Genomic DNA, 25,138 nt, shown 5'->3' on the forward strand with positions numbered 1-25,138 from the left:
TGGTGCGCGTGGGAGGATTCGAACCTCCGACCGCCTGGTTCGTAGCCAGGTACTCTATCCAGCTGAGCTACACGCGCAGTGTTTTCTTTACTAAAGAAAACGTGTTGATTGTTATCGCTAACCACCAACAAAATAATGGCGGTGAAGGAGGGATTCGAACCCTCGATACGGGATAAACCGTATACTCCCTTAGCAGGGGAGCGCCTTCAGCCTCTCGGCCACCTCACCGTCTTGCGGAGGCACATATTACTTTGAGCCAGAAATATGTCAAACACTTTATCTATAAAAACCTGCACTCACGATGTGTTTGCACACTTCTCAACCGACCTTGAGTGATATCGGGTAGAAATCCCCTCAATTGCTTTTTAAATGAACAATCTAAAGATAACAAAAAGGCCGATTAAAATGATCGGCCTCCAGGGAATTTCATTTGCGTGTCGCTTAAAAGTTACCTGTTGTCGGTGCAGGGTTACCTTTTTCAGCTTGGATACGCATATAGATCTCTTCACGGTGCACAGACACCTCTTTCGGCGCGTTTACACCGATACGAACTTGGTTGCCCTTCACGCCCAGTACAGTCACGGTGACTTCATCACCAATCATCAGCGTTTCACCTACGCGACGAGTCAAAATCAGCATTCTTCTACTCCTTGAGTAATTACAACTTTCTTCTAGTTGAGTCTGTTTGGTCTTCTTACTGCACGAAGTAAACTCATACGGCAGCTCAAGCTCCGAGATGGACTAACAACTACTTTCCTTCCTTGCGAGCATCCTTTAACAGGCGCTACGCCAATACAATCAACGCCTGTCTGGATTCTCAATATGGCTTATTTCTTTGGCCAACTCCAGTTTGCCAATGAGAATTCGCACAATCAATCCAGACAATGTGACCCTCGTGCCCAGAAGATCACGGTGTCACACATCAAATGGTAAGGAAATATTATCCAATAGAGCTAAAAACGGGTGAATAAGGTTTCAATTAAAACCTTACAAACGTTAAGGCGATGCACTATACAGATAATGAAACAAAGTGCAAATAATAAACGCATCACAAAAAAGGGCCTACAAAGGAGGCCCTTAATGACATCGTTTACAGCTAGCTTGGGCTGTCGTTTGCGCTTACAAGCGCTCCGCCAGCCAAGGCGTCACAGATTCAAGTGCGTTTGGCAATGCCGCTGCATCACTGCCGCCTGCTTGCGCCATATCAGGACGACCACCGCCCTTACCACCCACTTGCTGAGCAACCATGTTCACCAATTCGCCGGCTTTCACCTTGCCAATCAGGTCTTTAGTCACACCCGCAATTAACGCCACTTTGTCATCTGCAACATTACCAAGGAAAACAACACCGCTACCCATTTGGTTTTTCAGGTCATCAACCATGGTGCGAAGTGCTTTGCTATCAGCGCCATCAAGCTTGCTGATAAGCACTTTAACGCCATTGATTTCAGTCACGTTATTGATGAGGCTTGCGCTCTCTTGTGCTGCTAGTTTCTCTTTAAGCTGCTGAATTTCTTTCTCCAATGCTTTCGCTCGAGTTTGAGATTCGCTTACCTTTTGTGAGAACTCTCGCTGCTGACGGTAGAACGCTTCTTCTGCGCCTTGGCCAGTAACCGCTTCGATACGACGTACACCCGCTGCAATACCGCCTTCAGACGTCAGTTTCAACATACCGATATCGCCAGTGCGGTTTGCGTGAGTACCACCACAAAGTTCAATAGAGAAATCGCCCATGGTCAATACGCGAACTTCATCGTCATATTTCTCACCAAACAGTGCCATTGCGCCTTTTGCTTTAGCAGCGTCAATACCCATCAGTTCAGTCGACACATCATGGTTAAGACGAATTTGCTCGTTCACCATTTTCTCAACGGCACGTAGCTCTTCAGCTTTCACTGCTTCAAGGTGAGAAAAGTCAAAACGTAGACCTTCAGCACGCACCAAAGATCCTTTCTGTTGAACATGGTCACCGAGAATAATGCGCAGTGCTTCATGCAACAAGTGCGTTGCTGAGTGGTTTAGCGCAATCGCTTGACGACGCTCTGCATTCACTTTCGCGTCAACGTTATCACCAACAGACAAGGTACCGTCTACCAACTTACCGCGGTGACCGATCGCCGATCCATACTTTTGCGTGTCAACAACCTCGAACTTGCCCGCTTCCGTCATTAGGAAGCCAGCATCACCACATTGACCACCTGATTCTGCATAGAAGGGTGTTTGGTCAAGAATGATGACCGCTTCGTCAGACGTCGCAAGCGCTTCGGTCGACATACCGTCAACAAAGATATCGGTAATAAGGCCGTTACCTTGCGTTTCACCGTAACCAGTAAACGCAGAACTGTTGTCTACTTTGATAACCGCGTTGTAGTCAGTACCAAATTGGCCAGCTTCGCGCGCACGCTGACGCTGTGCTTCCATCGCAACTTCAAAGCCTTCTTCATCAATCGACAAATTGCGTTCACGAGCAACGTCGTTGGTCAGATCCGCTGGGAAGCCGTATGTATCGTAAAGCTTAAAGACGGTTTCGCCATCAAGCACATCGCCTTCCAAGTTTTCAAGTGCTTCATTAAGTATGGCCATGCCGCGCTCGAGTGTACGACCGAAGTTCTCTTCTTCAATCTTTAGCACTTTCTCAACCAATGCTTGCTGCTTCTTCAACTCTTCGCCAGCGGTACCCATGATCTCTGCCAATGGACCAACAAGCTTGTAGAAGTAAGAACCTTTCGCGCCAAGCTTGTTACCGTGACGAACTGCACGACGAATGATACGACGCAGTACATAGCCACGGCCTTCATTTGACGGCATCACACCATCAACAATTAAGAACGCACAAGAGCGAATGTGGTCAGCAACAACGCGCAGGGATTGGTTAGACAGATCATCATAGCCAATCACGTCTGCCGCTGATTTAATCAACGTTTGGAAGATGTCGATTTCGTAGTTTGAGTGAACGCCCTGCATGATTGCAGCAATACGTTCAATACCCATACCGGTATCAACGGACGGCTTTGGCAGTGGTTCCATCGTGCCATCGGCTTGACGGTTGAACTGCATGAATACGTTGTTCCAGATCTCGATGTAACGATCGCCATCTTCTTCTGGTGAGCCTGGAGGACCACCCCAGATGTGATCGCCGTGATCATAGAAGATTTCAGTACATGGGCCACATGGACCCGTGTCACCCATTTGCCAGAAATTGTCTGACTCAAAAGGTTTACCACCTTCTTTATCGCCAATGCGTACGATACGGTCTGCTGGAATGCCAATTTTTTCATTCCAAAGCGCAAAGGCTTCATCATCCGTTTCGTAAACCGTTACCATCAGTTTTTCTTTTGGTAGTTTCAAAACGTCAGTCAGAAATTCCCAAGCGTAGTTGATAGCATCTTCTTTGAAGTAGTCACCGAAGCTGAAGTTACCCAGCATTTCAAAGAAAGTGTGGTGACGGGCAGTGAAGCCCACGTTTTCCAGGTCGTTATGCTTACCACCGGCACGTACACAGCGTTGTGCTGAGGTTGCACGCGTATAGGCGCGTTTTTCAGCACCAAGGAAGCAATCTTTAAACTGGTTCATACCTGCGTTTGTAAACAACAGCGTCGGGTCGTTTGCAGGTACAAGCGATGAGCTAGGCACGATTTGGTGCCCTTTGCTTTCAAAGAATTCAAGATACGCTATGCGGATCTCGTCGGTGCTCATGTACATTGGCTAATCCTGAAATTGGGGTTGTAGTAGCAACTAAATCGCTTTCGGTGCGATTGACTAGAGTCAGTTGAGAGCCATTGTAAACAACCTGACCAGTTGCGAAAAGAGGCGGAGAGAAGTTTGCGCGTCGTGTGGGCGCTGTCAGGGTAGTTTTTTGCGTTTATTGATAGAGAAGTCAGTCAGAAGAGGATAACGCGTAATTAATTTGATCGAAGTTAAATCCGCGACTTTGTAAGTAACGCATCCACTTTGAACGTTGTTTGAAATCTGCTTCCGGTAAGACACCGTCGTAATCACCAAATCGTCGAACCGCCAACTCTTTCGCAAGCGCGTACCAATCGTGTTGTTGATTTTCTTGTGCGGTTTCTAATAGCGGCGTTGAAATGCCTTTTCGTTTTGCGTCAAAGCAAATGCGCTGCCAGCCATGCCCTTTTAGAACACCTTGTCGAAGCATACTCTCTGCGAAACGTTTGTCATCGATCCAACCATGATAAAAGCAGTGCTCTATGGCGGTATCAATGTCTTCAGAGGGGTACTGTTTCTGCGCCAATTTCTGACGAAGCTCCAGTTCTGAATGGTCACGGCGGGCCAAAAGGCCCACCGCTTTTTCTCGTGCAGTTAAACTCAGAACGCTTCGCCTTCTGGCTGCTCTTCTTTATTTTTCGCGTCTTCTTCGCTCAACGTTGCGCTTTGTAGCAACATGTCGCGCAGTGTCTTATCAAGCTCTTTGGCTAGGTGCTGGTTTTCTTTCAAGAACTTACAAGAATTCGCTTTACCTTGACCAATCTTGTCGCCGTTGTAGCTATACCATGCACCGGCTTTCTCAACTAACTTGTGCTTAACGCCCAAGTCAATCAGTTCGCCATAAAGGTTAATACCTTCGCCGTACATGATTTGGAATTCTGCTTGTTTAAATGGTGCAGCAATCTTGTTCTTCACCACTTTAACACGCGTGTCGTTACCTACGATCTCGTCGCCTTCTTTGATAGAGCCGATACGGCGAATATCAAGACGAACTGACGCGTAGAATTTCAGTGCGTTACCACCTGTGGTGGTTTCGGGATTACCGAACATCACACCAATCTTCATACGGATTTGGTTAATGAAGATCATTAGCGTGTTGCTGTTTTTGATATTCGCAGTCAGCTTACGCATTGCTTGAGAAAGCATACGTGCTTGCAGACCCATGTGAGAGTCGCCCATCTCACCTTCGATTTCCGCTTTTGGCGTCAATGCCGCGACGGAGTCAATGATGATAACGTCAACTGCACCTGAACGTGTCAGTGCATCTGCGATTTCAAGCGCTTGCTCACCCGTATCAGGCTGAGAAACGAGAAGGTTATCGATATCAACGCCTAGCTTACGCGCATAAACAGGGTCTAGTGCGTGCTCCGCATCGATAAACGCACAGGTTTTACCTGCTTTTTGTGCTTCCGCGACCACTTGAAGTGTCAGGGTTGTTTTACCTGAAGACTCAGGGCCATAGATTTCAACAATACGACCGAATGGCAAGCCACCCGCTCCCAACGCGATATCCAATGACAAAGAGCCAGTTGATACTGTTTCAATGTCCATGGTGCGATCATCGCCTAGACGCATGATCGATCCTTTACCGAATTGTTTTTCAATTTGGCCTAGGGCCGCGGCAAGCGCCTTCTGTTTGTTGTCGTCCATTTGATTCTCCAACGGAAGCAATATTCGTTCAGATAACTGTTCATCAATTGCTGCTAAGTATACTGTCCATTTATACAGTGTCTAGCCCTGTGCAAACTTTTTCTTTCCTTTCGTGTCGCCGCTCTTATTTTTGGCTTTCTAAATAAGACTGCAAACGACATAAGCTATGGGCGATGGTATTGAAACGAATGACATGCCTATCTCCATCAAACAAACAGGTTTCAGTCACAACCCCTAATTTTGTCGCCCAACCAAAGCAGACTAAGCCAACGGGCTTATCGTCACTTCCACCTGTAGGGCCAGCAATACCACTCACGGCCAAGGCATAATCTGCGTTCGCCGCTTTCAATGCACCTGCCGCCATTTCTGCGACAACCTCTTCACTCACCGCACCGTATGCCGCTAACGTTTCTTGCTTTACGCCGACCAGTTCATGTTTGGCATCATTGCTGTAGGTAACAAATGCACGCTCGAACCATGCGGAGCTTCCCGCCACTTCTGTCAAAAAATATGAGATACCGCCGCCCGTGCAAGATTCCGCTGTGGTCACCGTCTCGCCAGAAGCTTTCAGTCGCTCACCAACCTGCGTCGCCAGTTTAATTAATTGCTCCATCGTTCTCTCTATTGGCCTCATTTGCTCGCCATCGCAATAAGTATACTTTACCGCTTCGCAGCGATTCACGTATCCTTATTACCTAATCCCTATCCTTTGTAATTTTGCAGGCCAAACCGTGACAGAACAAGCAACAGCAAATCACACTCCGATGATGCAGCAATATCACAAACTAAAAGCGCAACATCCCGAAGAGCTTCTCTTCTATCGGATGGGTGATTTCTACGAGCTTTTCTATGACGACGCAAAACGCGCATCGCAATTACTCGATATCTCACTCACAAAACGTGGCGCGTCTGCAGGTGAGCCTATTCCGATGGCTGGCGTACCCTACCATTCTGTCGAAGGGTACCTCGCACGTCTGGTTCAGCTTGGAGAATCCGCCGCGATTTGTGAACAAATTGGCGATCCTGCCACCAGCAAAGGTCCAGTTGAGCGTCAGGTTGTCCGTATCATCACGCCGGGCACGGTCTCTGATGAAGCGTTATTGAATGAACGCGTCGATAACTTGCTGGCTGCGATTTTCTCTCGCGGTGATCGTTTTGGTTACGCCACACTAGATATCACCTCTGGTCGTTTTTTATTGAGTGAACCTTCCACCGAAGAAGAAATGGCCGCGGAATTGCAACGCACTCGCCCTGCCGAGTTACTTTATCCAGAAGATTTCACGCACCATACACTGACAGAGATGAGCAAAGGGAGTCGTCGTCGTCCCATTTGGGAATTCGACCTCGACACCGCAAAGCAGCAGCTTAATCAACAGTTTGGCACGCGAGACTTAGTGGGTTTTGGTGTTGAAGATTGTAGTCTAGGTTTGGCTGCTGCGGGCTGCTTGATGCAATACATTAAAGACACCCAGCGTACTGCCCTGCCACACATTCGTTCTTTGGTGAAAGAAAACAAAGATCAATCGGTGATCTTAGATGCCGCGACGCGACGCAACCTCGAACTGACCCAAAACCTTTCAGGCGGGTTAGAGAACACCTTGGCATCCGTCCTTGATAAAACCACCACCGCCATGGGCAGCCGTCTGCTTAAACGCTGGTTGCATCAACCCATCAGAAACGTCGAGATGGTGAATGACCGACTTGATGCGATTACAGCGCTGAAAGTATCGGGCCTCTATGTTGAACTTGCTGCCACTCTTCGCCCAGTGGGTGACATGGAGCGTATTTTGGCGCGCTTGGCGCTTCGCTCTGCACGCCCTCGCGACATGGCAAGATTACGCGGTGCCTTGCAACAGCTGCCCGACATCGAAACACTGCTTGATGAACTGACAGATAATGCGATCATCCCGCTAAAACAAGCCGCCACGCCGATGCCTGAACTCACTGCCTTGCTTGAGCGTGCCGTGGTTGAAGCGCCGCCAGTTGTTATTCGAGACGGTGGCGTTATCGCCCCTGGATATAACGCAGAGTTGGATGAATGGCGTGAGCTTGCAGATGGCGCAACTCGCTATCTTGATGAGCTTGAAAAGCGCGAGCGAGAGCGTCATGACATCGACACCTTAAAGGTCGGCTTCAATCAGGTTCATGGCTTCTTTATTCAAGTCAGTCGCGGACAAAGTCACCTTGTACCGCCATATTATGTTCGCCGTCAGACACTGAAAAATGCAGAACGCTACATCATCCCTGAGTTGAAAGAACATGAGGACAAAGTCCTCAATTCCAAATCAAAAGCCCTCGCACTCGAGAAAAAGCTGTGGGAAGAGCTGTTCGACCAATTGCTTCCGCATTTAGAAACGTTGCAACGTGCTGCCGATGCCCTCTCGTCAATGGATGTGCTGGCTAACCTTGCCGAACGCGCTGAGACGTTGAACTACTGCCGTCCAACACTGACAGACACGCGTGGAATCGACATTGCTGGCGGTCGTCACCCTGTTGTTGAACAAGTGCTAGATGCACCTTTCATTGCCAACCCAACGATGCTGCATCCACGTCGCCGTATGTTAATCATTACAGGCCCGAACATGGGAGGTAAATCGACATACATGCGTCAAACGGCGCTGATTACCCTATTGGCGCATATTGGCTCTTACGTGCCTGCAGAGTCCGTCACCATGGGTCCCGTTGATCGCATCTTCACGCGTATTGGGGCATCAGACGATCTCGCTTCTGGCCGCTCGACCTTTATGGTTGAAATGACCGAGACGGCAAACATCCTTCACAACGCCACAGAGAACAGTTTGGTATTGATGGATGAAATTGGTCGAGGCACCAGTACTTATGACGGTCTTTCGTTAGCATGGGCAAGTGCAGAATGGTTGGCTGAAAGACTCAAAGCCATGACGTTATTCGCCACCCACTATTTTGAACTCACAGAGCTATCGGGTCAGGTTGATGGCTTAGTCAACGTCCACTTAGATGCCGTTGAGCACGGCGATGAGATTGCTTTCATGCATGCCGTTCAAGAAGGTGCAGCAAGCAAATCATATGGTCTTGCAGTGGCAAGTTTGGCTGGAGTGCCGAAAACCGTGATTCAGCGAGCGAAAACCAAGCTGCGTCAACTTGAAGCAAGTGGACATGAAGTCGTCACTGGTGAACACAGCCATGTGCCTGCAACGCAACTGTCATTGCTGCCAGAATTGAGCGAGATGGAAAAAGCGTTTGCTGACATTGAGCCAGATAACCTAACCCCGCGTCAGGCACTCGATGCGCTTTACATGCTCAAAGCCATTAGCGGATAAAAACCCACAAACACGCTGACAAAAAAAAGCCCCAGACAATGGGGCTTTTTTGCGAACACATAAAATGTGCTTCAAACTGTGTTTTGGCGCAGTGTTCACAACCTCTCTAACATAAAGTTCGGACTGCTTAGTGCTCAGTATTGAACAACGATTCGATGTTCAAACCTTGGTGCGTAAGCATGTCACGAAGACGCCTGAGACCCTCAACCTGAATTTGACGAACGCGTTCACGTGTCAAACCAATCTCACGACCTACGTCTTCTAACGTTGATGCTTCATGACCCAATAGGCCAAAGCGACGCGCTAGTACTTCACGTTGTTTCGGGTTTAGTTCTTGTAACCAGTGCACGATAGACTTCTTCATGTCATCGTCTTGTGTTGTGCTCTCTGGGCCACCTTCTTTCTCATCAGGGATGATATCAAGAAGTGCTTTTTCAGAGTCACCGCCGATAGGGTTATCGACCGAACTAATACGTTCGTTAAGACGAAGCATACGGTTCACATCTTCGACTGGTTTATCCAGTTGAAATGCGATGTCTTCTGCAGTTGGTTCGTGATCGAGCTTCTGTGCAAGTTCACGTGCAGTACGCAGGTAAACATTCAGCTCTTTCACAACATGAATAGGCAGACGAATGGTACGCGTCTGATTCATGATTGCACGTTCGATTGTCTGGCGGATCCACCATGTCGCATACGTTGAAAAACGGAACCCACGTTCTGGGTCAAACTTCTCAACCGCACGGATAAGACCAAGGTTACCTTCTTCAACCAGATCAAGCAGAGCAAGACCACGGTTTGAATAACGGCGAGAGATCTTAACCACTAAACGCAAGTTACTTTCGATCATGCGTTTGCGAGCAGCTTCATCACCGCGCAATGCGCGTCGTGCATATAGGACTTCTTCTTCTGCAGTAAGCAGAGGAGAATAACCAATTTCGCTAAGGTAGAGTTGCGTTGCATCCAAAGCTTTGGATGATGCCGCGAAGGATACGGATTCTTCAGCTTCAGCTTCTTCGGTTGTTTCAACCTCAGCGTCAGTTTCAATTTGTTCCATTTCAGCTTCGTCGACTACCAAGTCCTCGACTTTCTTTGCAGTATTATTCTGACTCATAGCGCCTCCCAATTTGGCGTAGCAAGCAAGACAGTACAGCAAAACTGTCACGGTCTACCGTTTGGGCAAGTACCTCAACGGATTAACCGATTTTCCCTTATAACGTATCTCAAAGTGCAACCGGACACTGTTCGTACCAGAGCTACCCATCGAAGCTATTTTTTGCCCCTTCTTGACGCTCTGTCGTTCCGAAACAAAAATGCGGTCGTTATGTGCATAAGCGCTTAGGTAATCATCGTTATGTTTAATGATGATTAAATTGCCGTATCCACGTAACGCGTTGCCCGCATACACAACCTTTCCACCGCCTGATGCATGAATGCTTTGACCTCGCTTACCGGCGATATCGATACCTTTATTCCCTAATTCAGAACTAGAAAAACCAGAGACGACGCGTCCGCGAGCAGGCCATTGCCAAGAAATCGCTTTTTGCGTTTCGGGCTTGTTAGCAGCTTTTTCAACAGATGGTTTATTTTTTGTTACAGCTTGACTGTACTCCTTCGCTTTTTGCTGTTCAACCGATTTCTTGTTCTGAGAACTGGTTCCAGACTTAATTTGCGGAGCGTTTTTTTGATTCTTTTCTGCTGATTTAGACGATGATGCTGTTACGGGTATTGGTGGCGGTGCAGCCGGCACAATGGGTACTACAGGAACCTGAGATTTCTTGCCATACGTAGGCGGGACGTACTTTTGCTTCCATAAGTTTAGCTTTTGGCCGGGGAAGATGGTGTACGGTTCTTTGAGGTTGTTTGCACTAATGATTTCTTTTACATCTCTGGCCGTGACGTATGCAATATAGTACAGGGTGTCGCCTTTCTGGACCTCGTAATAGCTGCCTCTAAAGCTTCCGCGCTCAATTTCACCATAGTCAGGTCCAACACTCGAAACAGGTGCCGGACTTGAAACCGTACAAGCAGTGAGAAATGCCAGCAATGAAAGAAAAAGTAGAACTTTCAACCGAATTTAATCCCCAACCACTTGACGATACCTAAGCCAAATCACCAGCGACAAGTGGGACGAAACGCACAGCTTCAATTGCTGTTGTTTCAAACTCATCGCCATTACGCATTACTTTGTACAAAACTTGTTCTGTTTCACCAACGGGTACGATCAATGTCCCACCATCGGCAAGCTGTTCACACAGCGCTTTAGGCATGCTTGCTGCGGCCGCTGTCACAATGATTGCATCAAAAGGCCCTTTGCTTGCCCATCCTTGCCAGCCATCACCGTGCTTGGTCGAAATATTATAAAGTTCAAACTGTTTAAAACGACGCTTGGCAACCATTTGCAGCTGCTTAATTCGCTCCACAGAATAAACATGCTCAACCAGTTGCGCTAGCACACATGTCTGAAAGCCCGATCCTGTTCCTACTTCGAGTACACGACTGCTATGTGTCAGATTTAACAACTCTGTCATCTTTGCCACAATGTAGGGCTGAGAGATAGTCTGTCCAAAACCAATCGGTAAGGCATTGTTGTCGTAGGCTTGATGCGCCATCGCTTCAGAGACAAACACATGACGAGGTAGACGGCTGATAGCATCGAGCACGTTTGCGTCAGTGATCCCTTGTTGTTGCAATAGTTGAATAAGTGAATGCGAATAATTCACTAATAATATCCTTAATTATTCGTCGTGGAGCTAACCCATTGCGACAACGCATCCAAGGTATCATGCGCTGTTAAATCGACTTGTAGGGGTGTTAAAGAGACACATTTATTTTCAATGGCATAGAAATCCGTGCCGGGGCCTGCATCTTGCGTCGCGCCCGGAGGGCCAATCCATAAGATATCCTGACCTCTTGGGTCTTTTTCTCGGATCATACCTTCAGCACGGTGTCTTGCGCCTAGGCGAGTGACTTGCCAACCTTGTAGTTCATTCAGCGCACAATCAGGCACGTTAATGTTCAAAATTCGGTTGCGCGGTAAGGGCTGTGTTTTGTCACCCAATACCACTTGCTTCACCACTTCAGCCGCTGTAGCAAAGTGCGTAGAACCACACAATGAAACAGCAATCGCTGGTGCACCAAGGAAGAAGCCTTCCGTCGCCGCCGCAACAGTGCCGGAATAAAGCACGTCATCACCGAGGTTCGCGCCATGGTTTATGCCTGCGATCACGAAATCGACGTCTTCTTTCACCAATTCGTTTAGCGCAATGTGCACGCTGTCGGTTGGTGTTCCTTGTACCGCGTAGCGACGCTCACCCACTTGGCGAATGCGAAGCGGGTTTTCAAGCGTCAGTGAATTAGACGCACCCGAACGGTTGCGATCTGGCGCTACCACAGTCACCGTTGCGATGTCTGACAGAACCTCTGCCAATACATTAATCCCTTCGGCAAATACGCCATCGTCATTACTGATCAGAATGTGCATCGAATTCTTCATCCATTGATTCCTCAATCACTTCTCGCATGACTGCTGTCGCAAAGCTACCTGCAGGCAATGAGAATGAGACTGTTAACGTGTCTTTTTCACACGTCCATTCCATTTCTTGCGGAAACAACATCAGTGCACGGCGGTCATGGCGCATGCGGTTGCTGCGAATAACCGCCAGCAAATCAGGTTCCTGATCAATGATGTTTTGCTCAAATTTTCGCGCATCAGCTTCTGTCGGTAACGCGTTGTCACCGGTCATTGGGCCTGAAATTAACCAGTGGCCTTTTTCAAGCAGCTCAGTCGCTTTATCGGTATCTAGCACCAATTTAAGGTGTTCAGTGTCATCAATCAGCATATCGCCGCGCATTGGCGTGTGCGTCATGCCTTGCTCTATACGAGCCGACAACACTTGGTTAAACATGTATGAGCGTGCGGCAGACAAATAGAAACTGCGCTTGCTTTTGTCGCGGACGCGAAATTTATCTTGTCCCCATTCACGGGCTGAAACAACGTTGTTACCGTTACGGCCAAATCGCTGGCTGCCAAAATAGTTTGGTACACCTTTGTCGCGAATGTTGCTTAGACGCGCGTCTATCGCGGCATCACCAGTAAAATCTGTGATCACTAGCGAGAAGCGGTTACCGATCAAATCACCTGGGCGCAATTTTTTGTCGTGACGCGTCGTTTCAAGAATGGCATCGACACCTTCATGGGTATCAACAAATTCAGTCAAGTCAGGGTCATCTTGCCCTGGCAAGTGAACGCTAAACCATTGCTCGGTAACAGCGTGGCGATCTTTAAGACCTGCCCAGCTCACATCGCGAGATTTCACCCCACATGCCTTTGCCAGTTCATTGGCAACGTACTTGGTGTTTTCACCGATTTTACGAATGCGAACAAGAAAATGTTCACCGTGACCGGCAGGGGTAAAATCAAGAGTTTCACTGACAAAAAAGTGTTCAGGTTGGGCTTTTAAACGACCTGTCGCTGTCGGTTTACCATGTTGGTAAGCCAGCGAGTGCATTACATCAGTCATAGGATTCCTTGCGGATAATGACTACCGCTTCACAAGCAATGCCCTCTTTTCGGCCAGTAAAGCCAAGGCGCTCCGTGGTAGTCGCTTTCACATTAATATTGCTGATGTCCGTTTCGAGGTCTTGCGCGATAGCCGCACACATTGCATCAATGTGCGGTGCCATTTTTGGCGCTTGCGCCATGATGGTCACGTCAAGGTTACCGAGAATGTATCCTTTCGCTTTCACTTTTGCGTAAACGTCACGAAGTAGAAAACGGCTATCGGCCCCTTTCCACTCCGCGTCTGTATCAGGGAAATGGCGACCAATATCGCCTGCAGCAATGGCACCTAGCAATGCATCACACACTGCGTGTAGTGCGACATCACCGTCAGAATGCGCAATCAAACCTTGCTCATAAGGCACGGCGACACCGCCAATAATGACCGGGCCTTCACCACCAAACTTGTGAACGTCAAAACCGTGTCCAATACGCATCATAATTTGTCCTCTTTATCTCAACCCTGTGTAGCACGTTGTGTTAGGAAAAACGCGGCTAATACCAAATCTTCAGGTTGAGTGACTTTAATGTTATCTGCATGCCCCACCACTAATTTCGGTGAGCCACCCGCAAACTCAATGGCGGACGCTTCATCGGTTACCGCGAGAGAACGTGCAAGCGCAGATTCCAAAGCTGTAAACAGGGACTCACGCTTAAACATCTGTGGCGTCAAGGCATGCCAAAGTTGTTCACGGCACACCGTGCTATCAACACCGTTTTCGCGATTACCACGTTTCATGGTGTCACGCACCGGACTGGCCAATAGCGCGCCGTCTTCATGTTCTGTTGCTGCCAAGATGAGCGCATCAATATCGTCGTGACGAACACAAGGCCTGGCTGCATCATGCACCATCACCCATGTCGCATTCGTCACTTTCAGGCCTGCAAGTACAGAATCCGCGCGTTCTCTACCGCCCGTTGTCACAATCACACGTTCATCATTCACTAATGACGTGTCTTGGAAATATTCGTCTTCCGCACCAATAGCAACAACCACTTGAGAGATAGATGGGTGCGCCAACAAATAGTGCACCGTATGCTCAAGCAAGGTTTTGTCATTGATGGTGAGGTATTGTTTCGGGCAAGCGGCACGCATGCGCTTTCCTACCCCTGCGGCAGGCACAATCGCTACCACGTCAGATACGGGAGTGTGTGACGCACGCGCTTTTTCATCACTGGCCGGGGTATTCATGATTCTCTTCGTTTTTTGTAAAGGCGGGCGAGGGTTAATCGTTGACGATACGGAAGAAGGTTTCTCCCGGTTTGATCATTCCCAGCTCATTGCGAGCTCGCTCTTCAATCGCTTCTTGCCCGCGTTTGAGATCGGCTATTTCTGCATACATCTGTTGATTGCGTTGGTGGAGTTTGTCATTCGCTTGAATGGCCAATTCAGACACAGCGCTCACTTCGAGGTAATCCGTCATGCCGTTCTTGCCCCACCACAAGTGATACTGAAGCCAACCAAATAACACGAATAAGCTGAGTGTTAACATTCGCACTGGATTGACCTCCCTACGTCACCTGCACATGGTTTATCGAATGATGCGCTAATACAGAAATATTCTTCAATAGTAGTCAGTAATAATCCCACATTCGCCTCTTTCACACCAGCAATGGCAAAGACAATCATGCAGATATCAACAAATTGGACACTCTGCCTCACACTGAGGTCAGGCATTCTGTGCGGGATAAAGGAGGAGATGAAGAAATCGATAGCCGTGTCGCGTGTAATGCATACGTTATTAGAGGTTGCTCTCGTGACGAAAGCATAACCCATTGAGGATTAGTGACTTTCCACTACAGGCAAACGCAAAATACGGTTAGGGAGTGCATCGAGTAAAGCCATTAAATTAGCGGCAGGAAACGCAAAAGTGAACTCAGGCAATCCCGGTGTGTACATCAATGACTCAAAGGTCAGCAGACTTTCATCCAAAATAACATGGATACTTTCTGGCAAGCCAAACGGACACACTGCCCCCGGCACACAACCAATGGCCGCCATCATTTCATCATCAGACGCAATGGAGGGTCGTTGCCCCATCAACGCCTTCACACGCTTCGCGTCTAAACGTGCGTTTTTGTGCGTAAGAAGCAGTGCAAAATCGCCGGACTTAAAACGAAGAAACAAACTCTTGGTGGGCATTGCCGTCCAGCCTAAACGCTCCCCGACCCTTAGATCAGTGTCAAAATCTAAGATAGGCTCATGCTGCCACTGCTCGTACGTTACGCCACACGCTTTCATGAGCGATACGTTACGCTGGAAAATGTCCTTGAGCGTTTCTTGGTTCATTCCTTGTCACCCCGCTAACCATTTTTGCATCAATAAGAACGCGACGTAGAGCATCATCGCTGCCACCAACATATCAATCGCTTGACGAACACGTGGACGTAACAGTAAAGGCGACATTTTCGCCGCGCCTAAAGAAATGCCATAAAACCACACAAAAGACGCGAGCACCGTGCCTATTGCAAACGCGATACGCTGTGAAGGCTCAAACTGACCGCCAATCGACCCTAAAACCACCACGGTATCAAGATACACATGAGGGTTGAGAACAGTAACCGCAAGTGCACCGAGCACAACAGCGATCATACTTCTTCGACTAACATGATCTCCTTCTGGCATATCGTCTTTCTCACCTTTCCAAGCGCGATACAGTGATTGTAGGGCGTACGTCACGAGAAAAGCCACCCCGCCAATTGTGACAACATTCAGCAGTAACTCGTTGCTTGCCAACATGGCACCGCCACCAAAGATCCCTAGCGCAATCAAAATGGCATCGCAAAGAAAACAAATCGTCGCCGTCACGACATGGTGATGCTGACGTATTCCTTGGTTAAGCACATAGGCATTTTGTGCACCGATCGGAATGATCATACTCAGCCCTAAGCCGAACCCTTGGAGAATAATGGTGCTGCTCATGAATCGACATCCTTCTGACTTCGGCATTGACTGAAGCCACACGATAAGGGGGGCATCATCGTAAGTAAAACTAATAAATTTAATGCTACATTAGAGTGACTAATATTTGTAAACACACCGTCATGTCGTCGTAAATGCAGCCCTTAGTGGCTGACAAATTTTAAGGTCAAAGGAACGAAAGGACTCGATTACCGTTGGGTTGCCGCGCTGGATGCAGTTATCGCCAATGGCAGTTTTGAAAAAGCAGCAGATACGCTTTTCATCACCCAGTCGGCGGTGTCTCAGCGCATCAAACAACTTGAAAAGCTGGTTGCACAGCCGGTTTTGATCAGAGAAAACCCGCCACAACCCACCGCCATTGGAAGAAAGTTACTTGGCCTTCACCAACGCGTTCAGCTTTTAGAGCAAGAGTTGATCCCAGAATTAATGCCGGAAGGCCAATCCAGTGCTGTTACCGTGCCCATTTCAACGAATGCCGACAGCCTCGCCACGTGGCTTTTACCTGCGTTAACGCCGCTCATGAAAGCACAAGCGCTGGAACTTAGCTTGATTGTGGGTGATGAGGTGCGAAGCCTGAATCGGATCCGGTCAGGGGAAGCGGTCGTTGCCATCAGCACCGAACCTAACCCTCTGCATGGATGTTCAGCGCAGTACCTTGGGAAAATGGAATACTTGTGTGTATCTACACCAGAGTTCAAAGCGCGCTTTTTCCCCAATGGCATGAATGCAGAAACCGTGAGCAAAGCCCCAGCAGTGGTCTTCGATCGCCTAGATGATATGCACACTCTGTTCGTTTCTGAGCGTTTCAATCTTCCTACCGTAGGCTGGCGTAGTCATATGGTTCGCTCATCTGAAGCGTTTGTGAAAATGGCGAAATTGGGCGTCGCTTACTGCTTGATTCCACGTCTTCAAATTGAGCAAGAGTTAAGCACGGGGGAACTTGTCGATCTGTGTCCGGGAGATGGCGTCACTCGCCAACTCTATTGGCATCACTTTAGTACCGAAGGTGGCGTGCTGGCAGACATGACGGAAGCATGCTTACGTTATGCGCGTAACGTGTTGGCATAATGTGCAACCGCCAACATCTTTTATCATCATCGGGATATTTTACCGAGAAACGTGGTCATACCGCTGACTCATCACTTAATGGAAGCATTTCAATGAAAAAGCATCTGATTGCTACACTGATTGGCGCGACTGTCGCGCTTTCTTCTCCTGTTGCTTCTGCTGCAACACCTGAGTTTCCGCATTTAGAAACCGTCGGGATTGGCGAAGTTATCGCAACACCAGATACTGCAAACATTCAGGTTGCTGTTTCGCTCACGCGCACGTCTGCAAAAGCGGCGAAGAAAGCCTCTGACGATGCCATCACGGCATTGCTCAACCGCCTCGACAAAATGGGGATCGATAAGAAAGACGTTGAAAGCGCTAACTTGTCTTTGCAGCCTCAATACAGCTACCCGAAAAATGCTGAACCGAAGCTAACGGGCTACCGCGCAAGCCGCAATGTGTCAGTGACCATTTCAGAGCTGACGATGTTGAACAGTATTCTTGATGGCGCACTGAGCGACGGTGTTAACCGTGTGAATGGCATTTCGTTCTCATCGAGCAAAGAAGCTGAACTGAAAGAGAAAGCCCGTATGGCCGCCATTAAAGATGCTAAAGCGAAGGCTGAATCGCTCGCGTCTGGTTTCGGTGAAACCCTTAACGGTGTTTGGGAAATCCGCTACATGGATCAGAACCCAATTCGCCCCGTCGCCATGCGCATGGCACAAGCTGAAAACGCCAATGCGTCGTACATGGACGCTGAAATCACCATTCGTGACCGTGTTGAAGTGGTATTTGCGCTCTCCGAGTAACACTGCGCAACACACAGTGTGAAAAAATTCGACATAGAAAAAAGGCCGCTTTCGCGGCCTTTGGGCTGTTTGTTGGGGGAACAAACAAGTGAATCAGTGAAGAATACGTGAACGAAGTGTCCCTTCGATCGCTTTTAGCTTCTTAAGCGCCTTCTCTGAATGCTCAGTTTCGACGTCAATCACAACATAACCGTATTCAGCATTGGTTTGCAGGTACTGACCTGCGATGTTGATACCTTCCTCGGCAAAGATGGTGTTGATCTTTGTCAGGATACCAGGTCTGTTTTCGTGAATATGAAGCAAACGCGATGTACCAGAATGCTCTGGGAGTGACACTTCAGGGAAGTTAACAGAAGACAGTGTTGAACCATTGTCTGAGTACTTCACCATCTTGCCGATCACTTCAATACCGATGTTTTCCTGCGCTTCATGCGTAGAACCACCGATGTGTGGCGTAAGGATCACGTTGTCATACGCTTGCAATGGAGATTCAAATGGGTCGCTGTTGGTTTTTGGCTCAGTAGGGAAAACATCCACTGCCGCACCACCAATGTGACCGCTTTCAAGTGCTCCGCAAAGTGCATCAATATCAACCACTGTGCCACGCGCTGCGTTAATGAAAATCGCACCAGGCTTCATGCGAGCAAACTCTTCGCTGCCCATCATGTCTTGCGTTGAATCCGTTTCAGGCACGTGCAAAGTGATCACATCACTCTTGTTCAGCAATTCTGACATCGACGCCACCTGGGTTGCATTACCCAAAGACAGCTTGTTTTCAATGTCATAGAAGTAAACGCGCATACCCAAGTTTTCAGCCAAGATACCCAATTGCGTACCAATGTGACCGTAACCGATGATACCAAGGTTTTTACCACGCGCTTCGAATGAACGGTCTGCTGATTTGATCCAGTCGCCGCGGTGTGCTGCTGCGTTTTTGGCAGGAATGCCACGAAGCAGCAAAAGAATTTCACCCAACACTAATTCAGCAACGCTACGTGTATTGGAGAATGGGGCGTTAAAAACAGGAATACCACGCTTCGCTGCAGCAGTAAGATCAACTTGGTTGGTACCAATACAGAAACAACCAACAGCAATAAGCTTCTTCGCTTTTTGGAAAACGTCTTCAGTAAGCTGAGTACGGGAGCGAATACCAACAAAATGAGCATCTTCAATGGCTTTCTCGAGCTCTTCGCCCGCTAATGAACCTTTGTGATATTCAATATTGCTGTAACCAGCGCTTTGAAGCACTTCTAGAGCAGATGGGTGAACACCTTCAAGAAGAAGGATTTTTATTTTGTCTTTTTCAAGTGACACTTTAGCCATGGGAAATCTCATCCTTAAAAACAAAACCAGAACTAGAAAATCGGTTTTCGCCATCCAGATGGCATTAATTAGTGACTAAGGTAACAAAAAGTATTCAGAAAGGGTAAGAATATTACGTCATATAAGCGAAAAAAAGCGGTGCCAAAATAGCACCGCTAACTTATTGAGTTACTTAGACGCAAACGTTTGGCTAAACCATCAAAAAAAGTGAAAAGCTAAAGGCTTGCAAGCTAAAGAATTTTTAGCTTTTTACAACACCGTTTGGCGTGCCTTCGAGCACAACATCTGCACCACGGTTTGCAAAAAGACCCACAGTAACAACACCTGCAATAGCATTGATCTTGTCTTCTAGCGCCTTGGCATCCGTGATTTCAAGGTTGTGTACATCAAGGATGACATTGCCGTTATCTGTGATGCAACCTTCGCGGTAGCAAGGATCACCCCCCAATTTAACAAGCTCACGACCCACATATGAACGGGCCATCGGGATCACTTCAACAGGAAGAGGGAAACTTCCCATGACATCCACTTTCTTGGTGTCATCAATGATGCAAATAAATTTCTTAGAAATGGCCGCGACAATCTTTTCACGCGTAAGTGCTGCACCACCGCCTTTGATCATATCGTTGGTTGGATTGATCTCATCCGCACCATCAACATAAATATCCAAGTACGCGACTTCGTTTGCATCAAACACAGGGATACCAATCTTCTCAAGACGTTCGGTAGAAGCGACAGAACTAGATACCGCGCCTTTGATTTGATCTTTCATTGTCTCTAAAGCATCAATGAAATGATTCACTGTTGAGCCAGTACCGACACCCACAATGCTGTCTTTCTCAACATATTCTAATGCAGCCCAGCCAGCCGCTTTTTTCATTTCATCCTGAGTCATGAGAGTCTCCTGCTAATTTGGATTCGTAGGGGAAATATGCCGATGATTATACAGATCGAGACGCAACGCGCGCAGCTTTTTCCGGTGCGAGATCCCGTTCTATTCAGCGGTTAAAAGGTGACAGAAATGATGAACAAGCGTCACCATGTCCACACGCGAGATGGCGTCATTATTTTCGGTAGCGGGACATCCCATGCTTCAACGGGTAAGGCGTCAACTTGCTGGCAATCATGAGCGAGGCCAATGGGTTTAGCGCCCTGCTGTGCATTAAACCAAGGGGCTAACGTTCTGTCATAGTAACCGCCCCCCATGCCCAAGCGCTGCCCCGTTCTATCGAACGCCACGAGCGGAGTGCAAATCACATCAAGCCGATGCGCAGGCAGCACATCTCGCACGTCTAACTTAGGTTCTAAAATACCAAAGCGATTAGGCACAAGCTCAGTCTTAGGGTGGTAATGAAGAAACAGGAGGTTGCCTTTGCTGAACGGGTGAATAACAGGCAAATATACGTCTTTGTTCAAAGACCAGCAATGTTCGATCAGTGGCGTCGTATCCAATTCACCATCAACAGACAAATAGAGCGAAACCTTTTGTGCGCGCTGGATATCATCGACAGATTGGAAGTGCGCGAGAAGAGCGGCAGCAGCCTGGTGTTGTTGGTCTTGCGATAATGCTTGTCGCTTAGCGCGGATAGATTTTCTCAACGCAGCGCGTTGAATCATTGAAGGGGATGTCTCTTGCATCGGCTGTCCTTGCCGTAAAGCGAGATGGTGTAGAAAGGGATGGCCCCGGAGTGCCGTTGGGGATCGTCAGCCCTTGAACCCTGCGGTTCAAGGCGGATATGAAGAACAGACCGTAGGCTTCTCGGTACGAGCCGAGCTTGCTCAATAGCCCAATAACGACACATCCTTAAATTTGCTTATCGGCTCAGGGACATAGATCCACTGACGTACACTCCAGGGTCAAACGGGTGCAGCCCTTAGGCTTTCGACGCGCTGTGTTTTAACAACGCCTCTTCAATCGTTTGTTGTAACAGCATGATGCGCTGTTCCATTTCGCTCGTATCGCTAACGCTTTGCTTTCGTTCTTCACGAAGTTCATAGCAAAGGTTCAAAGCGGCGATAGTGAGCAGTTGCTCTGTATTCGTTACTTTAGTGCGCTCAGACAATTCATGCAACCGCTGATCAAAGTCATTTGCCGCCTCAGTAAGAGACTGCTCCTGACCTGCTGGGCAATTCACCCGCGTGGTTTTTCCAAGAATTTGAATTTCAACAGCCTGCGTAGTCATAATCTTTTTTGAGCTCCCTTCAAAGCGCGATGTCGCACCCTGACGTAACGGGCACAAACTATAGGAAATGGCAGGTTAAACTTCAAGTCTATCCTATTGTTGATTGCCACTCGACGCACTGAACAGTCGAAAAGTCATCAATGTGATGAAAATCAGAGCAATTCCAACCCCTGTATTATAAATAACTCAGCATGTGAGCGACTTTTTATTACGAGATGTTCTTCGACATTCTGGGAAGTGGTAGCATACAACAGAGAATTAATGGCATTCAAGGTGACCCAACGTGACCCAAGTAACTTTACCCGAATACAGCACTATCACAGCAACGCTGTCATCAGACAGCTTAGCGGTAACCCCCGCAGAAATGCATGGCCTTCTATCTGGCATGCTGTGTGGTGGTTTAGATCCTGCGCTCGGTAATTGGGCACCCATGCTGTACGACTACACCAATGACGGTCAAGGTTGGCCAATTCAATCAAAAGGCTTGGCGGCAACTTGTGTGCAACAAGCGTCTGAGCAATTGACTGGCGAAGACTTGGATTTTGAATTGTTGCTTCCTGCGGACAGCCAAAACTTGCTTGACCGCGGTGACGCCCTAACGGAATGGGTCAGTGCGTTTATCGCAGGTATCGGTGTGGTGGGTGTAACGTCTGGCGCTTTGTCTGAAGATGGCAAAGAAGTACTGGCAGATTTAGCAGAAATCGCCCAACTCGGCATCGATGAAGACGGTGACATGGAAGAGCAAGCGCTGCTGTTCGAACAAGTGATCGAGCACGTTCGCGTATGTGCCATGACGTTACATGCAGAATTGGGTCTTAAGCCAAGTAACGACGAAGACAGCAAACCAACACTTCATTGATTTCACGTTATTTAGGATGGAGAACACCTAGGAATGGATGCCAGTACGCCGTCAACATCTGCGTCAAAAGATACATCCAGTACAACATCGACGTATGATGTTGTGATCGTGGGTGGCGCAATGGCAGGGGCAACACTTGCACTTGCCATTGAACACTACACGCAAACTGGCTTGTCCGTGGCGGTGGTAGAAGCAGCCATTCCAGACAATGCGCACCCCGGTTACGATGCCCGAAGTATTGCACTGTCTTACGGCAGTTGCGACTTGCTTGAACGCATTGGCATTTGGCACACCCTTTCTCCATTTGCTACATCCATTAAGAACATTCACGTCTCCGACCAAGGCCATTTTGGGTTAACGGAAATGCATGCTGACAAAGAAGGCCTCCCCTTCCTAGGCAATGTCATTGAACTGGCCGATGCAGGACGTGTTTTTCATCGCGCTTTAGAAGACGCCAAAGGTGTCACGCTGTTCTGCCCAGCCATGGTCTCGACGATTGACCGCACGCAAGAAGGCGTGACGCTGACCTTAAACGACGGTCAAACACTGCATACAAAATTGCTGGTGGCCGCCGATGGCGCAACCTCTTCGTGCTGTGACATGGTAGGCATTGAGCGTCATGCGCATGACTTCCAACAAGTCGCTCTGATTGCGAACATCACGACTACCCTGCCACATCAAGGCCGTGCATTTGAACGTTTCACCGCATCAGGCCCGCTCGCACTCTTACCAATGTCAGAAGGGCGCAGTTCGCTCGTATGGTGCGTTCCACCAGAAGATGCTCCTGATTTATTAGCCCTTAGCGATCATGCCTTCCTCGCTGCCTTACAGCGAGCTTTTGGTTGGCGTCTCGGTCATCTGCTTCATGTGGGTAAACGCAATATGTATCCGTTGATTTTGCGCCAATCCAACACGCTAATCAGTCATCGTGTCGCCGTTGTGGGCAATGCCGCCCAGACGCTACACCCGATTGCGGGACAAGGCTTTAACCTTGGGCTGCGTGATGTCGTGTCATTGGCAGAAGAAATCACCACAGCATTTAAACGCAACCAAGATTGTGGCGACATCAGCACCTTGCTGCGTTACCAACGCCGCAGAACACCGGATCGCGATAACACTGTCGCGATGACGTCTGGCCTGGTACACGGTTTTTCAAACACTTCAGCACCACTCGCGCTTGGTCGAAATCTCGGGTTAGCCAGTATGTCTGTATTCCAAGGATTAAAAGCGCCTTTACTGCAACGCGCGATGGGATTAGTAGAACGATAATGAAAATGACGAACTTTGATATCGCGATCATTGGTGGCGGCATGGTAGGGCTCACCCTCGCTGCTGCATTGGAAGACAGCGATTTGCGCATTGCCATCATTGAAGGCAATGCCCCCAACACAGATTTCGACACCCTACCCGACCTGCGTGTATCTGCCCTCAGCCGCGCAAGCGAAAGCATTTTGAAAAACATTGGCGCGTGGAACGGTATTCTTAATCGTCGAAACAGCCCATATCAAAAAATGTCCGTGTGGGAACAAGACAGCTTTGCATCCATCGAATTTGACGCCATGGATTTGGGGCAACCCAACCTTGGCTACATTGTCGAAAACCGCGTCATTCAGCTCGCCCTGCTCGATAAAGTCAAACAGCAGCATAATGTGACGCTCTTTTGCCCCGACAAATGCGCCAGCATGATGTTCGGTGAAACCGAAGCGTGGTTGACCCTAGATTCAGGCAACGCCATCACCGCCAAATTGGTAGTGGGTGCAGATGGCGCAAACTCATGGGTGCGCAACCAGCTCTCTATCCCACTCACGCATTGGGATTATGGGCACAATGCACTCGTCGCCAATATTCGCACCGCAGAGCCTCATGGTGGCGTTGCACGTCAAATCTTCACACCTGATGGCCCATTGGCCTTCTTGCCGCTCTCAGACCCACACCTTTGCTCTATCGTGTGGTCTCAATCACCAGAGCTTGCCGATACGCGCTGCAATCTGTCAGACGAAGAGTTCAACAAAGCACTCAGTGCAGCGTTTGATCTGAAACTCGGCCTCTGTACCGTCGAAGGTGAACGCACGGCTTTCCCACTAAAAATGCGTTATGCACGAGACTTCGTGCTTGAGCATGTTGCCTTAATTGGTGATGCCGCCCACACCATTCACCCGCTTGCAGGCCAAGGCGTTAACCTTGGCTTACTCGATGCCGCTTCGCTTGCTCAAGAAATCCTGCGTCTTCACGATGAAGGCAAAGACATCGGCGAGAAAGCAAACCTGCGCGCGTTTGAACGCTGGCGTAAAACCGAAGCCGCTCAAATGATTGCCGCTATGCAGGCATTCAGAGATTTGTTTGCCGGTGAAAACCCAGCGAAAAAATTGATTCGTGGTATTGGTTTGATGGCCGCAGCGACGCTACCGGGCATTAAGACACAGTTTATTAAGCGTGCATTGGGATTAAGTGGGGATTTGCCGAAGCTGGCGAAGAAATAGTTTCGAGTTTCGAGTTTCGAGTTTCGAGTTTCGAGTTTCGAGTTTCGAGTTTCGAGTTTCGAGTTTCGAGTTTTCTAGAGTGAGTGCTACTCCATCTGGAATCCAGCACTTTCTTTGATCTACCCGCTCTTTCTCGAATCTCGCACCTGCTCTTTCTCTAATCTGCTTTCAAAAAAAACGGCTCCCGAGGGAGCCGTTTTCATATCTAAATCAGCGTATCGCCGACTGAATGAAGTGCTAAGCGATTACGCTTGGCCTTTAACTTCTTTCAGACCGTT

At 48.5% G+C, this 25,138-nt stretch carries 25 protein-coding genes, 2 tRNA genes and 1 other RNA gene; 6 read left to right on the forward strand and 22 right to left on the reverse strand.

Annotated features, from left to right (window positions below; translation table 11 throughout):
• From BM082_RS17335 to pncC, 7 genes are all read right to left on the reverse strand, one after another.
• A tRNA-Arg gene (locus BM082_RS17335) sits at positions 1–77 on the reverse strand.
• Positions 78–136: 59 nt separating this feature from the next.
• Positions 137–228, reverse strand: a tRNA-Ser gene (locus tag BM082_RS17340).
• Between the two features lie 213 nt (positions 229–441).
• Positions 442–639 (reverse strand): carbon storage regulator CsrA, encoded by a 198-nt coding sequence (gene csrA / locus BM082_RS17345; protein ID WP_017011859.1) that lies wholly within the window; start codon positions 637–639, stop codon positions 442–444.
• A gap of 480 nt (positions 640–1,119) precedes the next feature.
• On the reverse strand, positions 1,120–3,702 hold the full coding sequence (alaS, locus tag BM082_RS17350) for an alanine--tRNA ligase (protein ID WP_074927940.1): 2,583 nt from the start codon (positions 3,700–3,702) through the stop codon (positions 1,120–1,122).
• Between the two features lie 175 nt (positions 3,703–3,877).
• Positions 3,878–4,330, reverse strand: a complete 453-nt coding sequence (locus BM082_RS17355; protein WP_425285241.1) for a regulatory protein RecX — start codon at positions 4,328–4,330, stop codon at positions 3,878–3,880.
• Complete coding sequence (gene recA, locus BM082_RS17360; RefSeq protein ID WP_017011856.1) at positions 4,327–5,376, reverse strand: recombinase RecA; 1,050 nt, start codon at positions 5,374–5,376, stop codon at positions 4,327–4,329. The genes BM082_RS17355 and recA overlap by 4 nt, the downstream gene beginning before the upstream one ends.
• A 124-nt stretch (positions 5,377–5,500) precedes the next feature.
• Positions 5,501–5,989: a nicotinamide-nucleotide amidase gene (pncC, locus tag BM082_RS17365; protein ID WP_017011855.1), complete on the reverse strand. Its 489-nt coding sequence runs from the start codon at positions 5,987–5,989 to the stop codon at positions 5,501–5,503.
• A 151-nt stretch (positions 5,990–6,140) separates the two neighbouring features.
• On the opposite strand from pncC, the gene mutS reads away from it, so the two are divergent.
• The gene (mutS, locus tag BM082_RS17370) at positions 6,141–8,675 is read left to right on the forward strand and encodes a DNA mismatch repair protein MutS (protein ID WP_074927963.1); all 2,535 of its coding nucleotides are present in this window, start codon (positions 6,141–6,143) and stop codon (positions 8,673–8,675) included.
• 127 nt (positions 8,676–8,802) lie between these two features.
• On the opposite strand, the gene rpoS is transcribed toward mutS, so the two are convergent.
• The 10 genes from rpoS to BM082_RS17425 all read right to left on the reverse strand — a co-directional run bounded on the left by rpoS (position 8,803) and on the right by BM082_RS17425 (position 16,156).
• A complete protein-coding gene (rpoS, locus tag BM082_RS17375) occupies positions 8,803–9,786 on the reverse strand; it encodes an RNA polymerase sigma factor RpoS (RefSeq protein ID WP_017011853.1) in 984 nt (327 codons plus the stop codon).
• Between the two features lie 54 nt (positions 9,787–9,840).
• Positions 9,841–10,743 carry a peptidoglycan DD-metalloendopeptidase family protein gene (locus BM082_RS17380; protein ID WP_074927944.1) on the reverse strand — a complete coding sequence of 301 codons (903 nt, stop codon included), beginning with the start codon at positions 10,741–10,743 and terminating at the stop codon, positions 9,841–9,843.
• 31 nt (positions 10,744–10,774) lie between these two features.
• Positions 10,775–11,395 carry a protein-L-isoaspartate(D-aspartate) O-methyltransferase gene (locus BM082_RS17385; protein WP_017011851.1) on the reverse strand — a complete coding sequence of 207 codons (621 nt, stop codon included), beginning with the start codon at positions 11,393–11,395 and terminating at the stop codon, positions 10,775–10,777.
• Between the two features lie 11 nt (positions 11,396–11,406).
• Positions 11,407–12,156: a 5'/3'-nucleotidase SurE gene (gene surE / locus BM082_RS17390; RefSeq protein WP_017011850.1), complete on the reverse strand. Its 750-nt coding sequence runs from the start codon at positions 12,154–12,156 to the stop codon at positions 11,407–11,409.
• Complete coding sequence (gene truD, locus BM082_RS17395) at positions 12,137–13,195, reverse strand: tRNA pseudouridine(13) synthase TruD (protein WP_074927946.1); 1,059 nt, start codon at positions 13,193–13,195, stop codon at positions 12,137–12,139. Before truD ends, surE begins: the two co-directional genes overlap by 20 nt.
• The gene (gene ispF / locus BM082_RS17400) at positions 13,188–13,670 is read right to left on the reverse strand and encodes a 2-C-methyl-D-erythritol 2,4-cyclodiphosphate synthase (RefSeq protein ID WP_026024721.1); all 483 of its coding nucleotides are present in this window, start codon (positions 13,668–13,670) and stop codon (positions 13,188–13,190) included. The genes truD and ispF overlap by 8 nt, the downstream gene beginning before the upstream one ends.
• A 20-nt stretch (positions 13,671–13,690) precedes the next feature.
• The gene (ispD, locus tag BM082_RS17405; RefSeq protein WP_017017972.1) at positions 13,691–14,425 is read right to left on the reverse strand and encodes a 2-C-methyl-D-erythritol 4-phosphate cytidylyltransferase; all 735 of its coding nucleotides are present in this window, start codon (positions 14,423–14,425) and stop codon (positions 13,691–13,693) included.
• A gap of 34 nt (positions 14,426–14,459) precedes the next feature.
• Positions 14,460–14,732, reverse strand: a complete 273-nt coding sequence (gene ftsB / locus BM082_RS17410; protein ID WP_026024720.1) for a cell division protein FtsB — start codon at positions 14,730–14,732, stop codon at positions 14,460–14,462.
• A 284-nt stretch (positions 14,733–15,016) separates the two neighbouring features.
• The gene (locus tag BM082_RS17420; RefSeq protein WP_074927951.1) at positions 15,017–15,523 is read right to left on the reverse strand and encodes a YbaK/EbsC family protein; all 507 of its coding nucleotides are present in this window, start codon (positions 15,521–15,523) and stop codon (positions 15,017–15,019) included.
• A 6-nt stretch (positions 15,524–15,529) separates the two neighbouring features.
• Positions 15,530–16,156: a LysE/ArgO family amino acid transporter gene (locus BM082_RS17425; RefSeq protein ID WP_074927953.1), complete on the reverse strand. Its 627-nt coding sequence runs from the start codon at positions 16,154–16,156 to the stop codon at positions 15,530–15,532.
• A 150-nt stretch (positions 16,157–16,306) separates the two neighbouring features.
• Between BM082_RS17425 and BM082_RS17430 the strand changes: the two genes are divergently transcribed.
• Together BM082_RS17430 and BM082_RS17435 are read left to right on the forward strand one after the other, a co-directional pair.
• On the forward strand, positions 16,307–17,224 hold the full coding sequence (locus BM082_RS17430) for a LysR family transcriptional regulator ArgP (protein ID WP_074927955.1): 918 nt from the start codon (positions 16,307–16,309) through the stop codon (positions 17,222–17,224).
• Between the two features lie 92 nt (positions 17,225–17,316).
• The gene (locus BM082_RS17435) at positions 17,317–18,015 is read left to right on the forward strand and encodes an oxidative stress defense protein (RefSeq protein WP_017017976.1); all 699 of its coding nucleotides are present in this window, start codon (positions 17,317–17,319) and stop codon (positions 18,013–18,015) included.
• Between the two features lie 93 nt (positions 18,016–18,108).
• Here the strand turns inward: BM082_RS17435 and serA are convergent, their stop codons facing one another.
• The 5 genes from serA to zapA form a co-directional block, all read right to left on the reverse strand.
• Positions 18,109–19,338, reverse strand: coding sequence for a phosphoglycerate dehydrogenase (gene serA / locus BM082_RS17440; protein WP_017011840.1), 1,230 nt, complete (start codon positions 19,336–19,338; stop codon positions 18,109–18,111).
• 241 nt (positions 19,339–19,579) lie between these two features.
• Entirely contained in the window at positions 19,580–20,233 is a 654-nt protein-coding gene (rpiA, locus tag BM082_RS17445) for a ribose-5-phosphate isomerase RpiA (RefSeq protein WP_017011839.1), read from the reverse strand.
• Positions 20,234–20,373: 140 nt separating this feature from the next.
• The gene (locus BM082_RS17450; protein WP_074927957.1) at positions 20,374–20,976 is read right to left on the reverse strand and encodes a 5-formyltetrahydrofolate cyclo-ligase; all 603 of its coding nucleotides are present in this window, start codon (positions 20,974–20,976) and stop codon (positions 20,374–20,376) included.
• 38 nt (positions 20,977–21,014) lie between these two features.
• Positions 21,015–21,199: non-coding RNA, 6S RNA (gene ssrS, locus BM082_RS17455), on the reverse strand.
• A 13-nt stretch (positions 21,200–21,212) separates the two neighbouring features.
• A complete protein-coding gene (gene zapA / locus BM082_RS17460) occupies positions 21,213–21,521 on the reverse strand; it encodes a cell division protein ZapA (RefSeq protein ID WP_017011837.1) in 309 nt (102 codons plus the stop codon).
• Between the two features lie 283 nt (positions 21,522–21,804).
• On the opposite strand from zapA, the gene BM082_RS17465 reads away from it, so the two are divergent.
• From BM082_RS17465 to BM082_RS17475, 3 genes are read left to right on the forward strand one after another with little or no spacing between them, the layout of a single operon-like run.
• The gene (locus tag BM082_RS17465; protein WP_017011836.1) at positions 21,805–22,380 is read left to right on the forward strand and encodes a YecA/YgfB family protein; all 576 of its coding nucleotides are present in this window, start codon (positions 21,805–21,807) and stop codon (positions 22,378–22,380) included.
• Between the two features lie 33 nt (positions 22,381–22,413).
• Positions 22,414–23,649, forward strand: coding sequence for a 2-octaprenyl-6-methoxyphenyl hydroxylase (gene ubiH, locus BM082_RS17470; RefSeq protein ID WP_074927959.1), 1,236 nt, complete (start codon positions 22,414–22,416; stop codon positions 23,647–23,649).
• Positions 23,649–24,860 carry an FAD-dependent 2-octaprenylphenol hydroxylase gene (locus tag BM082_RS17475; RefSeq protein WP_074927961.1) on the forward strand — a complete coding sequence of 404 codons (1,212 nt, stop codon included), beginning with the start codon at positions 23,649–23,651 and terminating at the stop codon, positions 24,858–24,860. Before ubiH ends, BM082_RS17475 begins: the two co-directional genes overlap by 1 nt.
• The last annotated feature ends 278 nt before the right edge of the window (positions 24,861–25,138 follow it).

Origin of the sequence: Enterovibrio norvegicus DSM 15893, from assembly GCF_900115495.1 — a bacterium.
Classification (GTDB): domain Bacteria; phylum Pseudomonadota; class Gammaproteobacteria; order Enterobacterales; family Vibrionaceae; genus Enterovibrio; species Enterovibrio norvegicus.